The 18,862-nt window shown below is 71.8% G+C and carries 19 protein-coding genes and 1 pseudogene; 10 read left to right on the top strand and 10 right to left on the bottom strand.

The window, feature by feature from the left end; translation table 11 throughout:
* Positions 1 to 52: 52 nt before the first annotated feature.
* The gene (locus AVL59_RS27370; RefSeq protein ID WP_067309416.1) at positions 53 to 952 is read left to right on the top strand and encodes a LysR family transcriptional regulator; all 900 of its coding nucleotides are present in this window, start codon (positions 53 to 55) and stop codon (positions 950 to 952) included.
* 1 nt (position 953) lies between these two features.
* On the opposite strand, the gene AVL59_RS27375 is transcribed toward AVL59_RS27370, so the two are convergent.
* Positions 954 to 1,544 (bottom strand): TetR/AcrR family transcriptional regulator, encoded by a 591-nt coding sequence (locus AVL59_RS27375; protein ID WP_067309418.1) that lies wholly within the window; start codon positions 1,542 to 1,544, stop codon positions 954 to 956.
* Entirely contained in the window at positions 1,541 to 3,028 is a 1,488-nt protein-coding gene (locus AVL59_RS27380; RefSeq protein ID WP_067309421.1) for an MFS transporter, read from the bottom strand. Before AVL59_RS27380 ends, AVL59_RS27375 begins: the two co-directional genes overlap by 4 nt.
* Before the next feature lie 559 nt (positions 3,029 to 3,587).
* Between AVL59_RS27380 and melC1 the strand changes: the two genes are divergently transcribed.
* Both melC1 and melC2 read left to right on the top strand, forming a co-directional pair.
* Positions 3,588 to 3,962: an apotyrosinase chaperone MelC1 gene (gene melC1, locus AVL59_RS27385; protein WP_067309424.1), complete on the top strand. Its 375-nt coding sequence runs from the start codon at positions 3,588 to 3,590 to the stop codon at positions 3,960 to 3,962.
* 34 nt (positions 3,963 to 3,996) lie between these two features.
* Positions 3,997 to 4,818: a tyrosinase MelC2 gene (gene melC2, locus AVL59_RS27390; protein WP_067309426.1), complete on the top strand. Its 822-nt coding sequence runs from the start codon at positions 3,997 to 3,999 to the stop codon at positions 4,816 to 4,818.
* On the opposite strand, the gene AVL59_RS27395 is transcribed toward melC2, so the two are convergent.
* Both AVL59_RS27395 and AVL59_RS27400 read right to left on the bottom strand, forming a co-directional pair.
* Complete coding sequence (locus tag AVL59_RS27395; protein WP_067309429.1) at positions 4,819 to 5,511, bottom strand: ribonuclease H family protein; 693 nt, start codon at positions 5,509 to 5,511, stop codon at positions 4,819 to 4,821.
* A 34-nt stretch (positions 5,512 to 5,545) separates the two neighbouring features.
* Positions 5,546 to 6,340 (bottom strand): VOC family protein, encoded by a 795-nt coding sequence (locus AVL59_RS27400; protein ID WP_067309431.1) that lies wholly within the window; start codon positions 6,338 to 6,340, stop codon positions 5,546 to 5,548.
* A gap of 308 nt (positions 6,341 to 6,648) precedes the next feature.
* Here AVL59_RS27400 and AVL59_RS27405 point away from each other — a divergent pair, with 308 nt between their 5' ends.
* The 4 genes and pseudogenes from AVL59_RS27405 to AVL59_RS55020 form a co-directional block, all read left to right on the top strand.
* Positions 6,649 to 8,091 carry a family 2B encapsulin nanocompartment shell protein gene (locus tag AVL59_RS27405; protein WP_067309434.1) on the top strand — a complete coding sequence of 481 codons (1,443 nt, stop codon included), beginning with the start codon at positions 6,649 to 6,651 and terminating at the stop codon, positions 8,089 to 8,091.
* A gap of 16 nt (positions 8,092 to 8,107) precedes the next feature.
* Positions 8,108 to 9,160, top strand: a complete 1,053-nt coding sequence (locus AVL59_RS27410) for a family 2 encapsulin nanocompartment cargo protein terpene cyclase (protein ID WP_067309437.1) — start codon at positions 8,108 to 8,110, stop codon at positions 9,158 to 9,160.
* A 64-nt stretch (positions 9,161 to 9,224) separates the two neighbouring features.
* Positions 9,225 to 10,103, top strand: coding sequence for a geranyl diphosphate 2-C-methyltransferase (locus AVL59_RS27415; protein WP_067309440.1), 879 nt, complete (start codon positions 9,225 to 9,227; stop codon positions 10,101 to 10,103).
* A 114-nt stretch (positions 10,104 to 10,217) separates the two neighbouring features.
* A pseudogene (locus tag AVL59_RS55020) lies at positions 10,218 to 10,563 on the top strand (phosphotransferase); the annotation flags it as partial.
* 19 nt (positions 10,564 to 10,582) lie between these two features.
* Here AVL59_RS55020 and AVL59_RS27420 read toward each other — a convergent pair.
* Positions 10,583 to 11,065 carry a VOC family protein gene (locus tag AVL59_RS27420; protein WP_067309443.1) on the bottom strand — a complete coding sequence of 161 codons (483 nt, stop codon included), beginning with the start codon at positions 11,063 to 11,065 and terminating at the stop codon, positions 10,583 to 10,585.
* Between the two features lie 135 nt (positions 11,066 to 11,200).
* On the opposite strand from AVL59_RS27420, the gene AVL59_RS27425 reads away from it, so the two are divergent.
* On the top strand, positions 11,201 to 12,406 hold the full coding sequence (locus AVL59_RS27425) for an epoxide hydrolase family protein (RefSeq protein WP_067309446.1): 1,206 nt from the start codon (positions 11,201 to 11,203) through the stop codon (positions 12,404 to 12,406).
* A 7-nt stretch (positions 12,407 to 12,413) separates the two neighbouring features.
* Here the strand turns inward: AVL59_RS27425 and AVL59_RS27430 are convergent, their stop codons facing one another.
* Positions 12,414 to 12,809, bottom strand: a complete 396-nt coding sequence (locus tag AVL59_RS27430; RefSeq protein ID WP_067309449.1) for a helix-turn-helix domain-containing protein — start codon at positions 12,807 to 12,809, stop codon at positions 12,414 to 12,416.
* 233 nt (positions 12,810 to 13,042) lie between these two features.
* Between AVL59_RS27430 and AVL59_RS27435 the strand changes: the two genes are divergently transcribed.
* Entirely contained in the window at positions 13,043 to 13,930 is an 888-nt protein-coding gene (locus AVL59_RS27435; protein WP_067309452.1) for an RNA polymerase sigma factor SigF, read from the top strand.
* 9 nt (positions 13,931 to 13,939) lie between these two features.
* On the opposite strand, the gene AVL59_RS27440 is transcribed toward AVL59_RS27435, so the two are convergent.
* Both AVL59_RS27440 and AVL59_RS27445 read right to left on the bottom strand, forming a co-directional pair.
* On the bottom strand, positions 13,940 to 14,392 hold the full coding sequence (locus AVL59_RS27440) for an ATP-binding protein (protein WP_067309455.1): 453 nt from the start codon (positions 14,390 to 14,392) through the stop codon (positions 13,940 to 13,942).
* Positions 14,393 to 14,504: 112 nt separating this feature from the next.
* Entirely contained in the window at positions 14,505 to 15,872 is a 1,368-nt protein-coding gene (locus tag AVL59_RS27445; protein ID WP_237281685.1) for a DUF6777 domain-containing protein, read from the bottom strand.
* A 170-nt stretch (positions 15,873 to 16,042) separates the two neighbouring features.
* Between AVL59_RS27445 and AVL59_RS27450 the strand changes: the two genes are divergently transcribed.
* A complete protein-coding gene (locus AVL59_RS27450; protein WP_067309460.1) occupies positions 16,043 to 17,311 on the top strand; it encodes a streptophobe family protein in 1,269 nt (422 codons plus the stop codon).
* On the opposite strand, the gene AVL59_RS27455 is transcribed toward AVL59_RS27450, so the two are convergent.
* Together AVL59_RS27455 and AVL59_RS27460 are read right to left on the bottom strand one after the other, a co-directional pair.
* Positions 17,308 to 18,279, bottom strand: a complete 972-nt coding sequence (locus tag AVL59_RS27455) for a serine/threonine-protein kinase (RefSeq protein ID WP_067309463.1) — start codon at positions 18,277 to 18,279, stop codon at positions 17,308 to 17,310. The two genes, AVL59_RS27450 and AVL59_RS27455, sit on opposite strands and share 4 nt — an antisense overlap.
* Positions 18,279 to 18,857, bottom strand: coding sequence for a hypothetical protein (locus AVL59_RS27460; protein ID WP_067309466.1), 579 nt, complete (start codon positions 18,855 to 18,857; stop codon positions 18,279 to 18,281). Before AVL59_RS27460 ends, AVL59_RS27455 begins: the two co-directional genes overlap by 1 nt.
* Positions 18,858 to 18,862: the final 5 nt, after the last annotated feature.

The following is an 18,862-nucleotide window of genomic DNA, read 5'->3' on the forward strand; positions in this document are numbered from 1 at the left end:
CGAACCGGGTCTGAGACCTCGGGTGAGGCACGGGCCGCAGTACGGTTGAGGCATGTCCGACTCTGCCGCCGTCGCGGACCTCGACCTGAGGCTGGTGCGGTACTTCACCGTCGTCGCCGAACACCGGCACTTCGGGCGCGCCGCCACGGCCCTGCACATCACCCAGCCCTCGCTGAGCCGTCAAGTGCGGCGCCTGGAGCAGGAGGTGGGTGCCCGGCTGCTCGACCGCACCCCGCGCGGAACGCGGCTCACGGACGCCGGCGAGGCCTTCCTGCCGCGGGCCAGGGCGCTGCTGCGGGCGGCGGCCCAGGCCACCGCGGCCGCCCGGGCCGCCGCCGAGCCCAGCCGCATCACCATCGGATACACGACCGGCGTCTTCGTGACCCCGGCCGTGCGCGACCTGCGCCGCAGGTTCCCGGACGCCGAGGTGCGGACCACGCATCTGCGCTGGCACGAGGCACGGGAGGCGCTGCTCGACCACCGCGTGGACGCGCTCGTGGCCCGGCTGCCGTTCGCCACCGAGGGGCTGCGGGTGACGATCCTCTACGACGAGCCGCGCGTCCTGGTCGTCCCGCTCGACCACCGGCTGGCGGGCAAGGAGTCGGTCACCGTGGACGACATCGCCGACGAGCCCCTTCCCCGGGTCCCGGACCGGCTGTGGGACGCGTTCTGGCGGATCGACCCCCGGCCCGACGGCAGCCCGGCGCCCGACGGCCCGTACATCGACGACATCGAGGACAAGTTCGAGCTCGTCGCCTCGGGGCAGGCGGTGGCGATCGCGGCGGGCGTTCCCGGCATCCTCATCCGCCCCGACCTCACCGCGATCCCCCTGCACGGCGTCGAACCGAGCCATGTCGCCCTCGCGACCCGTGCCGGGGACAACGGCCGTCTGCCGGCTGCGTTCCGCAAGTGCGCCGAGGCGCTGCTGACCGGCCCCGGGGCCGGGGGGTGACTCAGGTACCGGGCGTCAGCTGTTCCTGTACGGCGGGCCCGTAACGGTCGGCGACGGCCTCGGTGTCGCTCTCGCGCAGGTGCGGCCCTCGCGCCACGCCGTACATGATGCCGAGGCCGACGAGTGCCGCGACCGCGAGTTCGGCGCGCAGGCCGGCGTCGGGGCCGGTGAGCCGGGCGGCGAGGCGTTCGGTGACCTGGGCGCGGAAGTTGGCGCGCAGGATGTCCCCGTGGTCGCCGTGCAGGGGCGCGAAGGCGATGCGCAGCAGCGGGTCGGTGCCGCGCTCGCGCTGACTGGCCAGCACGTGGCGGACCATGTGGCGGCCCAGCTCCGCCAGGGGCGCGTCGAGCAGGTCGTCCGCGTCGGTCTCGAAGGACATGACGCGGGCGAAGAGGGCGTCCTTGTTGCCGAAGTACTTCAGGATCAGCGGCGGGCTGACGCCGGCCCGTTCGGCGACCGCCTTGAGGGTGATGTCGGCGCGCGCGTGCCGGGCGAGGAGGTAGCGGGCGGCCTTGAGGATGGCCGCCTTGGTGGCCTCGGCGTCACGGCGTGCGGAGGCCGCGGGGACGGAAGGGGTGCTCACGCTCCTCATGCTCCCTCCATCGCCTCGTCGCGGGCGCCCCGGGTGGTCCCCCGGGCCCGGCGGGTGTCGCCGCGGGGCCCGTCGCCCGGGATGGACAGGGCCGCGGCGCAGGCGGCCAGGGCGATGGCGCCCGCCATCGCGAACGCCAGCAGATAGCCGTGCAGCGTGGGCACCGGGACGCCGCCGAGGGGGTTGCTGTGGTGCACGAGGACGGCGGCGACGGCGGCGCTGGAGGTGGCCTGGCCGATGGTGCGCATCAGGACGTTGACACCGTTGGCGGAGGCCGTCTGGCCGGCCGGCACGGCGTGCAGGATCAGGGTCGGCAGCGCGGAGTAGGCGAGGGTGGTGCCGGTCGCCACCACCGTGGCACCCAGGATGATCATCCACAGGTCGCGGCTGTCGGCGATGCGGACCGCGTACCCGCAGGCGATGACGGCGGCGCCGAGGGCGAGGGTGACGCGCGGGCCGCGCGCGGCCGAGATTCGGGCGGACAGGGGGGAGAAGAGCAGCATGGTGACGCCGCCGGGCAGCAGACACAGACCGGTGGCGACGATCGAAAGTCCGAGGCCGTACCCGGTGGCCTTCGGTGCCTGCACCAGCTGGGCGGTCACGAGCGAGTTGGCGTAGAAGGCGAACCCGGTGAGCAGGGCGGCCACATGGGACAGGCCGGCCCTCGGCCGGGCGACCAGGCGCAGGTCGACCAGCGGCCGCTCGGCGCGCAGTTGCTGCCACCACCACAGGGCGAGGACGACGGCGGCCGCGAGGAACAGCCCGAGGATCCGGGGGCTGCCCCAGCCCCACTGGCCGCCCTGGGAGACGCCGAGCAGCAGGCACACCAGTCCGGCGGCCAGACCGAGCGCGCCGAGGACGTCGAAGCGGCCCGGCTCGCGCACGGGCGACTCCTTGACGGCCCACCAGGTGGCCGCGACGCCCAGCGCACCCAGGGCACTGGTCAGCCAGAACATGGTGTGCCAGTCGGCGTACTGGACGACGACGGCGGCGAGCGGCAGGCCGAGGGCGGCGCCGATGCCGACCGTGGAACTCATCATGGCCACCGCCGCGCCCCGGCGCTCGGGCGGGAGTTCGTCGCGCAGGATGCTGATCGACAGCGGGACGACGGCGGCTGCGGCACCCTGGAGCGCGCGGGCGGTGATGAGCACGCCGATGTCCGAGGACAGGGCGCACATCACCGAGCCCGCGGTCATGAGGGCGAGGGCGGCGATGAGCACCCGGCGCTTGCCGTACATGTCACCGGCCCGGCCGAGCACGGGGGTGAGCACGGCTCCGGAGAGCAGGGTCGCGGTGACCGTCCAGGAGACCAGGGACGCCGACGCACCGGTCAGCCTGGGCAGGTCCGGCAGGAGCGGGACGACCACGGTCTGCATGACCGCCATGAGGATGCCGCCCGACGCGAGCACGGGGATGGTGAGGCGGTCCCGCAGCCGGGGCGTGCCGGTGACGGGCGGCTGGGGTATGGGGCCGGGCTGGTCCATCGACGCTCCTGCGGGCAGCACTGGGAGAAGGTGAATGACAATTCACCCTAGCAAGTGAATATGTATTCACCAACGTTTTTCGGCCGGATACCGGCCGACGTCGCAGGCTGGGCCCTTCTCCTGGATGGCCGGACATTTATGTATGAAGTGGTCGCGGATACCGCCGGAGTCCGGGGCGGAAGGGGGCGGCGGTCAACCCGCCGGACAGAGGCCGGCGCCGGCCGGAGCGCCGGCCCTTCAACCGGGCGGGTTCGGTATCACGGAATCCGTGACGCCCACCGGGCTTCCGATCACGTCAGTCTGGCGCGGTGACCGGCGCCACTCGGGCGAGCCCCGACCGCGAAGGATCACCGGAATTCCGGAGGGCACGGCAAGGAATTCCCTGTTCCGCTACGAGCGAGCCCCGCGCCACAGCAAGATCACCTTTGTTCAACCTTGCACGACATTTGGTTAATTGTCCGGATCACAGCCAACCGGTTACGGGCGATTTCTTCCGCTCCGGTACGGCCCGGTAGGCATGCGGAGTCACCACTCGAACACCTCTCACAGGAGGACACGTATGCCCGAACTCACCCGGCGCCGCGCACTGACCGCGGCGGCCGCCCTCGCCGCCACGGCATCGGCCGCCACGCTCGTCTCGCCCGGCGCTTCGGCGGCCGAGCACCGACACGGCTCGCCGGAGTCCTTCGACGAGGTCTACAAGGGCCGCCGGATACAGGGCCGTCCGTCGGGCATGGGTGGTCACCACCACGAACACGGCGGCGGATACGCCGTGTTCGTCGACGGGGTGGAGCTGCACGTCATGCAGAACGCCGACGGCAGCTGGATCAGCGTCGTCAGCCACTACGACCCGGTGCCCACACCGCGCGCCGCCGCCCGTGCCGCGGTGGACGAGCTGCAGGGTGCGCCGCTTCTGCCGTTCCCCGCCAACTGACCGCCCCCGCAAGGACATTCGGAGTACCGCGCACATGACCGTACGCAAGAACCAGGCCACCCTGACCGCCGACGAGAAGCGGCGGTTCACCGGCGCCGTCCTCGAACTCAAGCGCAACGGACGCTACGACGAGTTCGTCCGCACGCACAACGCCTTCATCATGTCCGACACCGACAGCGGGGAACGCACCGGCCACCGCTCACCGTCCTTCCTGCCCTGGCACCGCAGATTCCTGCTCGACTTCGAGCAGGCGCTGCAATCGGTCGACTCCACCGTCGCCCTGCCCTACTGGGACTGGAGCACCGACCGCACGGTGCGCGCCTCGCTGTGGGCTCCGGACTTCCTCGGCGGTACCGGGCGCAGCTCCGACGGCCGGGTGATGGACGGCCCGTTCGCCGCGGCCGCCGGCAACTGGCCGATGAACATACGGGTGGACGGCCGTTCGTTCCTGCGCCGCTCCCTCGGCGCGGGCGTGCGCGAGCTGCCGACGGCCGCGGAGGTGGAGTCGGTGCTCTCGATGTCCACGTACGACATGGCGCCGTACAACAGCGCGTCCGACGGTTTCCGCAACCACCTGGAGGGGTGGCGCGGGGTCAATCTGCACAACCGGGTCCATGTGTGGGTCGGCGGGCAGATGGCCACCGGGGTCTCCCCCAACGACCCGGTCTTCTGGCTGCACCACGCCTACATCGACAAGCTGTGGGCCGAGTGGCAGCGCCGCCACCCGGGCGCCGGCTATGTGCCGACCGGCGGGACGCCGGACGTGGTGGACCTGGACGAGACGATGAAGCCCTGGAACGACGTGCGCCCGGCGGACCTGCTGGACCACACGAAGTTCTACACGTTCGACGTCTGATCAGGCCTCGGCGGTACGGCACTCCGGGTGGCCCCACCCCTGGGCGTTCTTGGCGATGGGCTCGCCGGCGGCGTAGGAGCGGCCGCACGGACAGCGGCCGGGGAACTTCGCCTTGACGGTGCGCGAGGACGCTCCGCCGCCGGTCCGGCGGGGCGCCTTGCGGCGCGGGGCGGCCGCCTTGGGCGTGTCGGGCGACGGGGGCGGCTCCGGGGAGCCCTGGGCGCTGCCGGCCGCCTCCTGCACCGAGGCCGCCTGGCTGGCGGCGCGGTCGGCGAAGTCGTTCAGCGGGTCGCCGTCGACCTGGTGGGCGGGGACGTAGCGGAAGTCGACGGACCGGCCGTCGAGCAGCTCGTCGATGCGCACCACCAGGTCCTGGTTGGCGACCGGCTTGCCGGCGGCCGTCTTCCAGCCGTTGCGCTTCCAGCCGGGCAGCCAGGTGGTGACGGCCTTCATCGCGTACTGGGAGTCCATCCGGATCTCCAGCGGCACGTTCGGGTCGACGGCCGCGAGCAGCCGTTCCAGCGCCGTCAGTTCGGCGACGTTGTTGGTGGCCCGGCCGAGCGGGCCCGACTCCCAGCGGGCCGGGGTCCGCTCGTCGTCCGAGACCACCCATGCCCATCCGGCCGGTCCGGGGTTTCCCTTCGAAGCCCCGTCGCACGCGGCCACCACTCGTTCACGCATGCGGTCGATCATGCCATGGTCGCGCGCTCCGCCGGTCCGGGGCCGGTCAGACGTCCTTGATCGTCGGCATCTCTCCCTCGGTGGTCGTGATGTCGATCACCGAGAAGTTCGCGCCCTGCGGGTCGGTGAGCGCCGCGAACCGGCCGAAGGGACTGCTCATCGGGCCGAAGCGGAGGACGGCGCCGTGCTTGGTGGCCCGGGCCACGGCCTCGTCGCAGTCGTCGACGGTGAAGTAGACGTTGACGTACGACGGCACCTCCGGCGGGAAGTCGTCGGTCATCCTCATCCGGCCCAGGACGGTGTCCTCACCGATGTCGAACAGCCGGAAGTCGACCGCGTCGTCCTCGATCTGCTTCGCCCGGTACCCGAAGACGGCGGTCAGGAAGGGGTCCGCCCGCTCGGGCTCGCGGGTGAAGACCTCGGCCCAGCAGTAGGCGCCCGGCGTCGCCGTTGCCTCGAAGCCCTCGTGGGTGCCCGCCTGCCACACCCCGAACACGGCCCCGCTGGGCTCCCTGGCCAGGCACATGGTGCCGAACTCGCCGACCTGCATCGGCTCCATGAGCACCTCACCGCCGTTGTCCCGGATCTTCGCCACGGTGGCGGCCGCGTCCGGCGAGGCGAAGTACAGGCACCACTGCGACTGTCCCTCCTGGCCCGGCATGGGCGGGACGACGGCTGCCACCGCCTTGCCGTTCGCATAGGCCTGCGTGTAATTGCCGTACTCCGACGACGACTCGCCGAACGTCCAGCCGAGGACATCGCCGTAGAAGCTCTTGGCGCCCTCCAGGTCGCTGAACATCGCATCGGCCCAGCAGGGCGTTCCCTCAGGTTGCACGGCCATGGTCCGCACCCTCCCGGTCAGACGGATTGTCCCCGGACATCACGCTAGTCACCTTGCGCCCGGCCCGCGCGCCGAACGGTGTCCGGGTGATCAAACCTGGGCACGGGCGCAGCAGACCGGCGCGCGATCACCGTTGCAGGCGCGTGATGGCGTCATCGACGCCGCCGCACCTCTCGATGATCAAAAGCGCCCCTTTCACGCTGTACCCGCGGATCACGCGTCCTGTTTGGCTGGTCCGAGCGCACCGGCACCCCGCGCACCACCGACCGATCCGCATCACCCGTGTTCACCTCTCCGCAGGAGGGAATGTGTCCACACCGGACATCGCCACCGGTTCCGCAGTCGACGAGCCCGACCCCATGACCCCGGCCGACGGGCAGCTCACCAGTCTGAGCACCCGGGCGGCCCGCCAGCTCGCCACCACCACCAAGTCCGAACCGCAGATGCAGGCCATCACCTCGCGATGGCTGCTCAAGTCCCTGCCATGGGTGGACGTGAAGGGCGGCGCGTACCGGGTCAACCGGCGCCTGCAGCTGCGCACCGGTCGCGGCCGTGTGCACTTCGAGCAGAACGGCGCCGACGACATCCGGGTCATCCCCGAGACGCTGACCGAGCTGCCGATCCTGCGCGGCTACCCCGACACGGACGTACTGCGCGAGATCGCCACCCGCTTCCAGTCCCGGGAAGTACGCGCGGGCCAGGTGCTGTTCGAGGCCGGGCAGCCGGTCACCGAGGCCTACCTCGTGGTGCACGGACGCTTCACCCGCTACGCGGTCGGAAAGTACGGCGAGGAGGAGGTCATCGGGGTCGTCACCGACGGCGACCAGATGGGCGACGAGGCGGTCGGCCAGTCCGATCCGCTGTGGCTGACCTCGGTCCGGGCGGAGACCGCCGGCGTGGTGCTGGCGCTGCCCTGGGCCGTCGTGGAGGATTTCACCGAGCGGGCGCCGTCCCTCGCGGCTCACCTCCAGGCGTACGTGGAGCGGCAGCGCAAGCCGATGAACCGCAAGGGCGAGGCGGAGGTCCCCGTCCAGGCCGGCCACGTCGGCGAGCCGACGCTGCAGGGGGGCTTCGTCGACTACGAACTCGCCCCGCGCGAATACGAGTTGTCCCTCACCCAGACCGTGCTGCGGGTGCACACCCGGGTCGCCGATCTCTACAACCACCCCATGGACCAGACCGCGCAGCAGTTGCGGCTGACCGTGGAGGAGATCCGCGAGCGGCAGGAATGGGAGCTGGTCAACAACCGGGAGTTCGGGCTGCTGCACAACGTCGACTACGGCCAGCGCATCAGCACCTACACCGGGCCACCGACGCCGGACGACATGGACGAGCTGTTGTCGATGCGGCGCAAGACGAAGGTGTTCCTCGCCCATCCGAAAGCGATCGCGGCCTTCTTCAGGCAGTGCAACAAACGGGGCCTGGTGCCCGGCACCGTGAGCGTCGACGGTCATGAGGTGCCCGCATGGCGCGGGGTGCCGATCTTCCCGTGCGGCAAGATCCCGATCAGCGGGGACCACACCAGCAGCATCATCGCGCTGCGCACCGGCGAGGCCGACCAGGGCGTCGTCGGCCTCTACCAGACCGGCATCCCGGAGGAGTACCAGCCGGGTCTGAACGTCCGTTTCATGGGCATCGACAGTGCCGCGATCATCAACTACCTCGTCACGGCCTACTACTCACTCGCCATCCTGGTTCCCGACGCGGCGGGAATCCTGGAGAACGTCCAGATCGGCCGGACGGCCGAGTGACGGCCTGGAGCACGTCATGAGCACATCCACCCCTTCCTACCAACTGCCCGGCCCTCCGAACATCGCCCGGAGCATGCGCAAGGACCGGCGCACCGGGGCGATCCCCGGGCTGCACTACCGGCCGGCCGTTCCCGCGGACCCGGAGAAGGCGGCGGAGATCGACTGCCGCCTCGAGTCCTGGGCCCGTGAGCTGGACCTGTTTCCCCGGGCCTGGCACGGGGACTTCTCCGGCTTCCAGTTCGGCCGTGCCGTCGTACTGCAGCATCCGGGCGGCCTCGACCTGGAGCGCCTCACCGCCGCCGGCAAGCTGCTGCTCGCCGAGAACGTCGTCGACTCCTGCTACTGCGAGGAGGACGAGGGCCGGGGCGGAGAGCGGCGCGGCCTCGGCGGCCGGCTCATCATGGGCCAGTCGGCGCTCGACCCCTACCACGGCATCCCCGAGCTGGAGGAGGAGTGGCGCGAAGGCATGCGGGCCGACGGTCCCCTGCGCTCGTACCACTTCGCCCTCACCGACTACGCCGCCTTCGCCACACCCAGCCAGACCGACCGCTTCGTGCACGACATGGCCCGGCTGCACATGGGCTATCTGGCCGAGGCCGCCTGGATGGAGACCCGCTACGTGCCACGGGTCTGGGAGTACCTGGTGATGCGGCAGTTCAACAACTTCCGGCCGTGTCTGTCGCTCGTCGACGCGGTGGACGGCTACGAACTGCCCGAGCAGGTATACGCCCGCCCCGAGATCCAGCGGATCACCGCCCTGGCGTGCAACGCCACCACGATCGTCAACGACCTGTACTCCTTCACCAAGGAGCTGGCGAGCGATCCGACCCACCTCAATCTGCCGCAGGTCGTCGCCGCCAACGACCGCCGCGGGCTGAAGACCGCCTATCTGAAGTCCGTCGAGATCCACAACCGGATCATGGAGGCCTTCGAGGAGGAGTCGGCCGTGCTGTCCGCCACCTCGCCGCTCGTGGAGCGCTACGCCCTGGGGCTCGCCGCCTGGGTGTCCGGCAACCACGAGTGGCACGCCACCAACACCCACCGATACCACCTGCCCGACTACTGGTGACCGCTCCGCTCCGCGGAGCAGCGCCAGGGGTCAAGACCGTCAGTCGCGTCACGAGGAGTCACCTTTGACGACCGTCCCCGTCGACCGGACCGCACCCGCTCCGGTACCGGCTCAGTCCATCTACCAGAGCCGCGTCGCGGACTACTGGAACGCCGAGGAGAACCCGGTCAACCTGGAACTCGGGAAGATCGACAATCTGTACCACCACCACTACGGCATCGGCGCCGCCGATCTGTCGGTGCTCGAGGAGCCCGACCCGGACCTGCGCCGGGAAGCCATCACCACCGAACTGCACCGGCTGGAGCACGCCCAGGCGGAGCTGCTCTCCGCCCACCTCGGGCCGCTCTCCCCCGCCGACCGGGTCTTCGACGCAGGCTGCGGGCGCGGCGGAGGCAGTGTCGTGGCGCATCTGCGCTACGGCTGCCACGCCGACGGCGTCACGATCTCCGCGAAGCAGGCCGACTTCGCCAACGAGCAGGCCCGCGGGCGCGGCATCGACGGCAAGGTGCGCTACCACCACCGCAACATGCTCGACACCGGCTTCACGTCGGGCGCGTACGCGGCGTCGTGGAACAACGAGTCCACCATGTACGTCGAACTGGACCTGCTGTTCGCGGAGCACGCCCGGCTGCTGCGGCGCGGGGGCCGGTACGTGGTGATCACCGGCTGCTACAACGACACCTACGGGCAGGCGTCCCGTGAGGTCTCGCTGATCAACGCGCACTACATCTGCGACATCCATCCGCGGTCGGCGTACTTCGCCGCGATGGCCCGCAACCGGCTGGTGCCGGTGCACGTCCAGGACCTCACGGAGGCGACCGTCCCGTACTGGGAACTGCGCCGGGAGGCGGACCACCTGGTCACGGGCATCGAGGACACCTTCCTGTCCGCCTACCGCAACGGCAGCTTCCAGTACCTGCTCATCGTGGCCGACCGGGTCTGACCACCCGCGGGCGGCAGGCGGGGGCGGTGTCCACGGCACCGCCCCCGCTCGTTCGTTCCCTTTCGTTCGACAGCGGGGGCGGCAGGCCGTTGGATGGGCGCCGATGAGTGCTGTGTGGCCGCGCTGCTCCGGATCGACCCACACGAGGGGCCGCCCGCGAGCCGGGGCGTTTCCCTCACGACCAGGGACGCGCCGACCCGCGCGTCCCTGGAGCGGCTCGTCGGCCGGATCCACACCGACGCGGTGACCTCCCTGTGGGAGCGGGCACTGCGCGCCCCGGAGCACGACGGGCCGCCGGCCTGGCTGCACGGCGACCTGTCCCCCGGGAACGTGGGCACGTGGGCGGGGCTGGGCGCTGTCGATCTCACTGATCCAGCTGCCGTACCACTGGCACACCAACCCGGCGCCGGCCGAGAACTCCCGGCATGTGATCGCCGAGATCCTCGCCGAGGCCGGGTGATGGCGGCTCCCCGGGCGTGCTACTCGCCCGCGTGCGCCTTCTCCAGTTCGGCGATGTCGAGCTTGCCCATGCTCAGCATGGACCGGGTGGCGCGAGAGGCCCTCTCCGGGTCCGGGTCGCCGATCAGGTCAGGCAGGCGGTCGGGTACGACCTGCCAGGAGACGCCGTACTTGTCCTTGAGCCAGCCGCAGGGGCCGGGCTCGCCGCCGTTCTCGGTGAGCCTCGTCCAGTAGTAGTCGATCTCCTCCTGGTCTGCGCAGAAGATCTGGAAGGAGATCGCCTCGTTGAACGTGAACTCGGGGCCGCCGTTGAGTGCGACGAACTTGTGGCCGTTGGCCGTGAACTCGACGGTCAGCACGGTGCCGGCGGGGCGGGGGGCGCCCTCCGGATAGCGGGCGACGTGGCCGATGCTGGAGTTCTTGAAGATCGACACGTAGTAGTCGGCGGCCTCTTCGGCCTGGCTGTCGAACCAGAGACACGTGGTGAAACCGTCCGTGGTCATGAGCACCTCCGGGAGCGTGGAACGCGGTCACTCCTGCAGACCGGTCCGCGCGGCGAAACTCATCGGCCGCCCGCCGATGTGATCCGCCGGTCCGATCGGCCGGGTCGACGATGATCTCGCACTAGCATCCGGTCCATGACCTCTTCTCCCGACGAGAGCATCCGGCCCTTCCGGCTGGCGGTCCCCCAGAGCGACCTGGACGACCTGTACGACCGCCTCGACCGCACCCGCTGGCCGGCGGGACTGCCCGGGGTGGGCTGGGCGTACGGGGTGGCGCCGGGGTACCTGCGGGAGCTCGTGCGGTACTGGCGGCACGAGTTCGACTGGCGTGCGGCCGAGGCACGGCTGAACGAGTGGCCGCAGTTCACGACCACCGTCGACGGTGCGAACGTGCACTTCGCGCACGTCCGCTCGCCGGAGCCGGACGCCACCCCGCTGATCGTCACGCACGGCTGGCCCGGCTCGATCGTGGAGTTCCTGGACGCCGTCGGGCCGCTCACCGACCCGGCGGCCCATGGCGGGGATCCGTCCGACGCGTTCCACGTCGTGGTGCCGAGCATCCCCGGGTTCGGGCTGTCCGGGCCCACCACCGACACCGGCTGGGAGGCGGGCCGGGTCGCCGACGCGTGGGCCGAGCTGATGGGACGCCTCGGCTACGAGCGCTTCGGCGCGCAGGGCGGCGACTGGGGCGCGGCGATCTCCCGTGAGCTGGGCCGCGCCCGTCCCGACCGGGTGATCGGCGTCCATCTCAACCTGCTGCCCGGTGCCCAGGCGACCAGTGAGCCCACCGAGGAGGAGCTGGCCGCGCTCGGCCCCGAGGAGCGGGAGCGCACGCTCACCTCGTGGCGCCGCTGGTCAGCCTGGACGGGCGACGCTTCGGCGTACGCCTTGCTGCACTCCACCCGGCCGCAGACCCTGGCGTACGCGCTCACGGACTCCCCCGTCGGCCAGCTCGCCTGGATCGTCGAGAAGTTCCGGGAGTGGACGGACTCAGAGGACCTGCCGGAGGAGGCGGTCGACCGGGACCTGCTGCTCACCAATGTGATGCTGTACTGGCTGACCGGGACGGCCGGTTCGTCCGCCCGGATCTACTACGAGCGCGCGCACGCCACGGGCCGCGCGGCCGCTCCCGCCGAGCCGTCCACGGCACCGACCGCGCTGGCGCTGTTCCCCGCCGAACTGCAGATCCCGCTGCGGCACAAGGCGGACCGCACCGAGAACATCGTCCGCTGGACGGAGTTCGACCGGGGCGGGCACTTCGCGGCCATGGAGGAGCCGGACCTGCTGGTGAGCGACGTCCGGGCCTTCTTCCGGCAGTTGCGCGAGAAGGGCGTCGGCTGACGGCGCATCAGGCTGCCAGGCACAGCCCCTGGTACGACTCGTGCGGCCGCGGAGCCGCGGCCGCACGGCGGGCCTGCGCACCGGTCCGCCGGGTCAACTCGCCCTGCGTGAGCGACAGCAGGTCGCCGAGGCCGAGGCCCAGGGCGCGGGCGGCGGCCGCGAGGACCTCCGAGGAGGCCTCCTTGCGGCCGCGCTCGATCTCGGACAGGTACGGCAGCGAGATCCGCGCCGCGTCGGCCACGTCCCTGAGCGTACGCTCCTGCGCCAGCCTCTCCCCGCGCAGCACCTGACCGACGAGATCCCGCCACAGAGGCTCCCTCGGCGCGGGCTCGGCGGCGTCCGGACGGGCCGGCCCGGGGCGCAGCGGGATCACACGGGCTTCGTCGCTCACCTGGTCGCTCACCCCGTCACCCTAGACGCGGTCATCGCCGTCGTGCCGGACAACGCCGATTTCCCGCCGACCGGGGCCACGGCCGCATGCGTCGCGTCACCCGGGGTACGCGCCCCGTGAGCGGAACATCGGGCAGGCATGGATGCCCGGACGCCGGGTACTCGGTGCGACGCTTCCCGGGCAGGGACCGCAGACACCGAGGCCGCGGCGGCAACCGTCGCCGCACGACGTTCAAGGGAGAGGTAATGAGCACCGCCGGGATCCGGTCGCAAGCAGACGTCGTCGACGGAACCGAGCAGAGCAGGACGGGCGGGGGTGCGCTGCCCGGCATCGTGGAGCCGGCGTCCGTCGCGCCGCGGGACGCGCGGGAGTTGTCCCGCCAGTTCTTCCGGCGGCTCTCCGAGCTGGAGGAGGGCACGCACGCGTACCAGTACACGCGCAACACCCTCATCGAGATGAACATGTCGCTGGTGCGGTTCGCGGCCGGAAGGTACCGGGGCCGCGGCGACGACATGGAGGACATCGTCCAGACCGGCATGATCGGTCTGATCAAGGCGATCGACCGGTTCGAGCTGTCGCGCGAGGTGGAGTTCACGTCCTTCGCGCTGCCGTACATCGTGGGCGAGATCAAGCGGTTCTTCCGGGACACCACCTGGGCGGTGCACGTGCCGCGGCGGTTGCAGGAGCTGCGCGTGGAGCTGGCCAAGGCGCGCGACGAGCTGGCCAGCCGGCTGGACCGGGACCCGACGGTCGCCGAGCTGGCCACGCTCATGGACCTTTCCGCGGACGAGGTGGTCGAGGCCCAGCTCGCCTCCAACGGGTACAACTCCGCCTCCCTGGACGCCGCGCTCAGCGGGGACGGCCCCGAGGACGGCGAGGCGGTGCTCGCCGATTTCATCGGCGTGCAGGAGCAGGGTCTGCAGCTCGTCGAGGACTTCCAGGCACTCGCTCCGCTCATGGCCCAGCTCAGTGACCGCGACCGGCAGATCATCCACCTCAGGTTCGTCGAGGAGGCCACCCAGGCGGAGATCGGGGAACGGCTCGGCTGCTCCCAGATGCACGTCTCCCGGCTGATCAAGCGGATCATCGCGCGGCTGCGCCGGGGCATGCTGGGCGAACTCGGCTGCGCCTGAGGACCGGGCTCACGGTCTCAGCGGGATCCGTGCGCGCACGCGCTTGCCGACCGGTACCCGCTCCACGGTCACCTCGGTGGCCAGGGCGTGCACTATCTCCAGGCCGTGCCGGCCGACCCGATCGGGGTTCCTCGGGAACAGGCGGGGCAGCGCAACGCTGCCGTCGGTGACGGCCACCGTCACCGCGCTGTCCGTGCCCTCCAGTTCCAGGACGTACGGACCGCTGCTGTGCCGGTCGGCGTTGGTGACCAGCTCGCTCACGAGGAGCAGCACCTCACCGTCGGTCCGGCCGTCGACGACCGCACACCACTCGGTCCTCAGCCGCTGCAGGAACCGGGCCGCGAAGGCCCGTGCCTCGGCGATGCATCCGGGCTCGCCGGTGTAGTGCGCCGCGCCGCGCAGCGGCTCCACGGGTACGTCGAAACCAGTCGGCATCACTGCCCCGCCAAGGTGTTCGGTCATGCGTGTCTCTCTCGGAAGCCGGGTCCGTTCGATGGCTGTCGCACCAGTCCTCGTACCCCGAGCGGCGCCGGGCAGTCCCCCGACGTGTTCGCCGACCGCGCACAGCCGCGGCTCACGTCTGCGAAGAGGTCGTGCCCGGCGGCACCTCGGCGCCGGAGGTCACCGCAGGCTCCCCGCCGTCCGTGGACGCGGCGGATCCGGGCGGCGACTGTGTCAGGGAGGACTCGGAGGAGGACTCCGAGGCGGGCGACGTCGAGGTGGAGGTCTCCGTCGACGGCGACTGCGAGGACGGGGACTGCGAGGACGACGACTCGGACGACGGCGACTGCGAAGTCGAGGACGACGAAGAGGAGGAAGAGGACGAAGAGGATGAAGACGAAGATGAAGAGGATGAAGCGGAGGAAGCGGAGGAAGGGGACGACTTGGAGGGACCGCTCGACGTCGATGCCGATGCCGAAGTCGACGTCGATGCCGACGGGCACGGCATCAGCGAGGAGCCCGGTGTCCCGGTGGTGCCCGGCGTGGACGCGCAGGGGATCGGCCGGTTCCAGGGGTGCTGGTCCTTCGGCGGCATCGTCTGTCGGTCGCGACGGCCGCTGTCGTCGCCGCGGTGGCGGTGGAACCAGTCACGGCGGTCGAAGTCGTAGATCACGAAGACGTTGACGGTCACCGGCGCGGGTGTCACCAGGACGGTGGTCGAGGGCCGGTACGAGGCCCAGTGGTCGCCCACCGGCCGCGGCGCGGCACCCTGGGCGACCGGCGGGGTCAGCGGGTTGCCGCAGGCGCAGCGCGCGCGGGGTACGCCGTGCCCGTCGATCAGTACGGCGGTGCCCGCCTGGAGGACGGACTGGAAGCTCGTGGCGGCACCGTCGCGGTAGCCGTGGTTGGTGACGCGGGTGTCGACGCGCAGGGTCACGGGGGTCAGCGAGCGCAGATAGGCGGGGACGGCGGCGGGCTGGACACCGACCTGGGAGGCGTACGCCCGGTTCTTGGCCGGGTCGGCCTGGAGGGCCTTGATCTGCTTCTCCACATCGCAGCTGGAGCGGTTCTGTGTGCCGCCGTAGAGGCCGGGCGCACCGCCCTGGACCCGGCGCACCTCGTCGGCGGGCGCGGCGGAGACCGTCGGGGAGGAGGTCGCCGCCGGGGCGGAGACGTTCCGTACGGTCGACTTCGTGAACGGGTCGGGACCGGCTTTGCCCGCGGCTTGCAGGAAGACCTCGCCGCCCTTGGCGGACGAGCCGCCCCCGGGACGGGTGAGCACCACCGCCACGACGGCCGCGGCCACCACGACGGCGGTGAGGGCGGCCACCCGGGGAACGGACCTCCACCACGGCCGGTGCGGTTCCCCTGAACCGGCACCGAAGCCGGAGCCGCCGCCCGGCGGGGGCGAGGGAGGTACGGCGGGGGGCTGGGAGGATCCCGACAATGGGCCGGAGGGCGGCCCGGTCGGGCGGCCGGAGGACGGAGGTTCGACGCTCACGAGCCCTTCTTCCCGTCGCAGTTCGCGCCTTGAATCCGACAACGTTCCCTTTTCGGGGATTCAGCGCATAACGAGCCCATTGTGTGCCTCGCTCCCGTGGGGCTCGCAAGCCGACGCGGACGGCCCACCCGGGCGGGCGGGGCGCCCGGGTGCTGCTTAGCGTGGCAAGGGTGAGCCCTCCGACCGTCTCCGCGCGGCCCGTCGCCCGTCACGGCTGGGCGCGGGCCGTGGCGGCGGTGCTGACCGGGCTGGCCGTCATGGTGCTGATCGCGGCACTGGGGCTGTGGGCGGCCGGAGCGGCGGATCTGCCGGACGGGGCGTTCGCCCGGGTGGTGGTGGCGACCGTGGTGACGGCGGTCGGCGGCACGCTCGAACTCTCCGGCAACGCGGGTGCGCTGGCGCGGACCCGGGCCGGTCTGACCGTGCTGCCCCTGTCGGTGACCCTCGCCGGAGCACTGGTGATCGGTGCGGGTTTTCTGCGGCCGCTGCGGCATCGGGCGGTCGCCTCGGCGAGGGAGCTGGCCGGCTGGGCCGCACGGATCGCGGTGCTGTGGCTGTGCGCGCTGATCGGCCTCGCGCTGGCCGCCCGGCAGACCTTCGCGGTCGACGTGGGCAACGGCACGCTCAGCGATCTCACCGGTCTGTTCGACCTGGAGCCGAAGATCGGCTTCACCACGGACGTGCCCCTGACCGTGCTGTTCGGTCTGCTGTGGCTGGCCGGCGTGCTGGTGCTGGCCCTGCTGGTCGCGCCCGGGGCTCCGCTGCCGGGGCGGCTGCTGCGGTGCCAGGAGTCGGTGCGCCCGGCGGCGCACGCCATGGTCGTCCTGCTGCTCGGTTACGTCGCCCTGGGCCTCGTCGTCGCGCTGGTGTCCGCGGCGACGCGCGGGCAGCCCGCCGAGACCCTGGCGCTCATCCTGCTCGGCCTGCCCAATCTGGTCTGGCTCGCCCTCACCCTCGGCCAGGGGGCCACCTGGCACGGGCGTGTGGACGGCCCGTTCGGCCTGCCGATGCCCCATGTGCTGGACGAGATCCTGCGCACTCCCGATGTCGCCACGCTGAACCTGCGCACGCTCACCGCCCACGACGGCAGGATGTGGTGGCTGGTGGTCACGGACGTGGTGCTGCTGCTGGCCGTCGCCTTCGGGATGGCGGCGCGTTCCCCGGCGCGTGTCCCGGCCTGGCAGCACGCGGTGCGGCTGGGCGTCGCCCTGGCGCTGACGGTGTTCATGGTCTGTCTGCTGTGCCGGATCTCGGCGCACTACGGTCTGTCCCTGCTCGGCATCGGCGATCTGGGCGGCGGCCTGTCCGGGGAGGTGTTCCTCAGACCCCGGCTGTGGCAGGCGGTGAGCCTCGGCGCGCTGTGGGGGCTGGCCACGGGCTTCCTGGGCGCGCTGCTGGCGCGGCCGGTGCGGCGGCCCGGCGAGGTCGGTACGCCCTAGTGGAGGACGGGGCCGGCCCATCCCGGCGGCAACGGGGGTGCGGCCGCGGGCCTGGTGTCCGCCACCGGGGGCGGGGGACCGGCCGCGGGGTTCCCGGCGGAGGCGGCACGCAGGGCGGCGACGAAGCCCAGGCAGGTGTCGTAGCGGTCGTCCGGGTTCTTGGCGAGGGCCTTGGCGAAGACGGCGTCGACGGCCGGTGGCAGGCCGGGGCGGGATCCGCTCGGCGGGGGCGGCTCGTCGTACTGGTGGGCCCAGAGCAGGGCCACGTCGTCCTCGCGCTGGAAGGGCGGGCGTCCGGTCAGGGTCTCGTAGACGACGCAGGCGAGGCCGTAGACGTCGCAGCGGCCGTCGACGGGCCGGCCGGAGATCTGCTCCGGGGCCACGTAGTCGAGGGTGCCGACGAACTGGCCGACGCTGGTGAATCCGGTCAGGGACAGCGACTTCTTGGTCAGGCCGAAGTCGGTGAGGTAGACGTGTTCGGGGTGCTCGCTGTCGGTGCCGTGGGCGACCAGGACGTTGCCGGGCTTGACGTCCCGGTGGACCAGGCCGTGCTCGTGGGCGGCGTCGAGCGCGGAGGCCACCTGTGCGGCGATGCGCACGGCGGCCTCGAAGGGCAACGCCCCGCCCTCGTCGAGGAGACGGCGCAGATCGCTTCCGGGGACGTAGCGCATGGCGATGTAGAGCACGCCGTCCGTCTCGCCGGCCTCGAAGACGGGCACGATGTGCGGATGGTCGATCGAGGCGGCCACCCGGGACTCCTGGGTGAAACGCTGCCGGAAGGTGTCGTTGCGGGCGAGTTCCGGGGCGAGCAGCTTGAGGGCGACGGGGCGGTCCAGGCGCAGATCGCGGGCGCGGTAGACGACGGCCATGCCGCCGCGGCCGATCTCGCTCTCGACCAGGTAGTTCGCCACCTGGCACCCGATCGGTCCGGAGGGCCTGCCGGAGGACAGACCGGCCCGGCCCGCCATCAGGACTCACCCTCGGGGGCGGTGAACCGGGCGGGGGCGCGCCCTGCCTCCTCGCCTGCCGCCGCCCGGTCCGTGGCGTACGTGGCCAGGAGCCGCCCGTCGCCGTACAGCCAGCGACCCTCCTCCGGGTCGTAGACCCACATGGACTCGCCGTCGACCACGAGGCCGATCCGCAGCTCACGGGTACGGTCCCGGAAGGACTCCCCGTCCAGGCCGCCACCGGCGAGTTCCTCCACCGCCGAGCGGTAGTCGGCCACGGCCTCTTCGACACCGGCCAGCAGCGGGCGCGGGTCGGCGGTCGTGGCGGGCGCGGCGTCGGCGGTGGGCGGATCCTGGGGCAGGGCGACCAGGTGCCGGCCGTCGACCCAGGCGGCCCAGCCGTTGGCGCAGCGGATGTGTCCCCAGTCGCCGTGCCGTTCCACCAGCTGTACGGGCAGCAGCGGGTCGAGGGAGGCGGTGGGCGTGGCGAGGTCGGGGGCCTCCCAGGCGGGCATGCCGTGGGGCGGGACGACATGCGTGGGCCGGAATTCGGGGGTGCGCGGGTTCGCTCGGTCCGGCTGGATCGGCTGGTTCGGCATGGCGT

The sequence above is a fragment of the Streptomyces griseochromogenes genome (assembly GCF_001542625.1).
Classification (GTDB): Bacteria; Actinomycetota; Actinomycetes; order Streptomycetales; family Streptomycetaceae; genus Streptomyces; species Streptomyces griseochromogenes.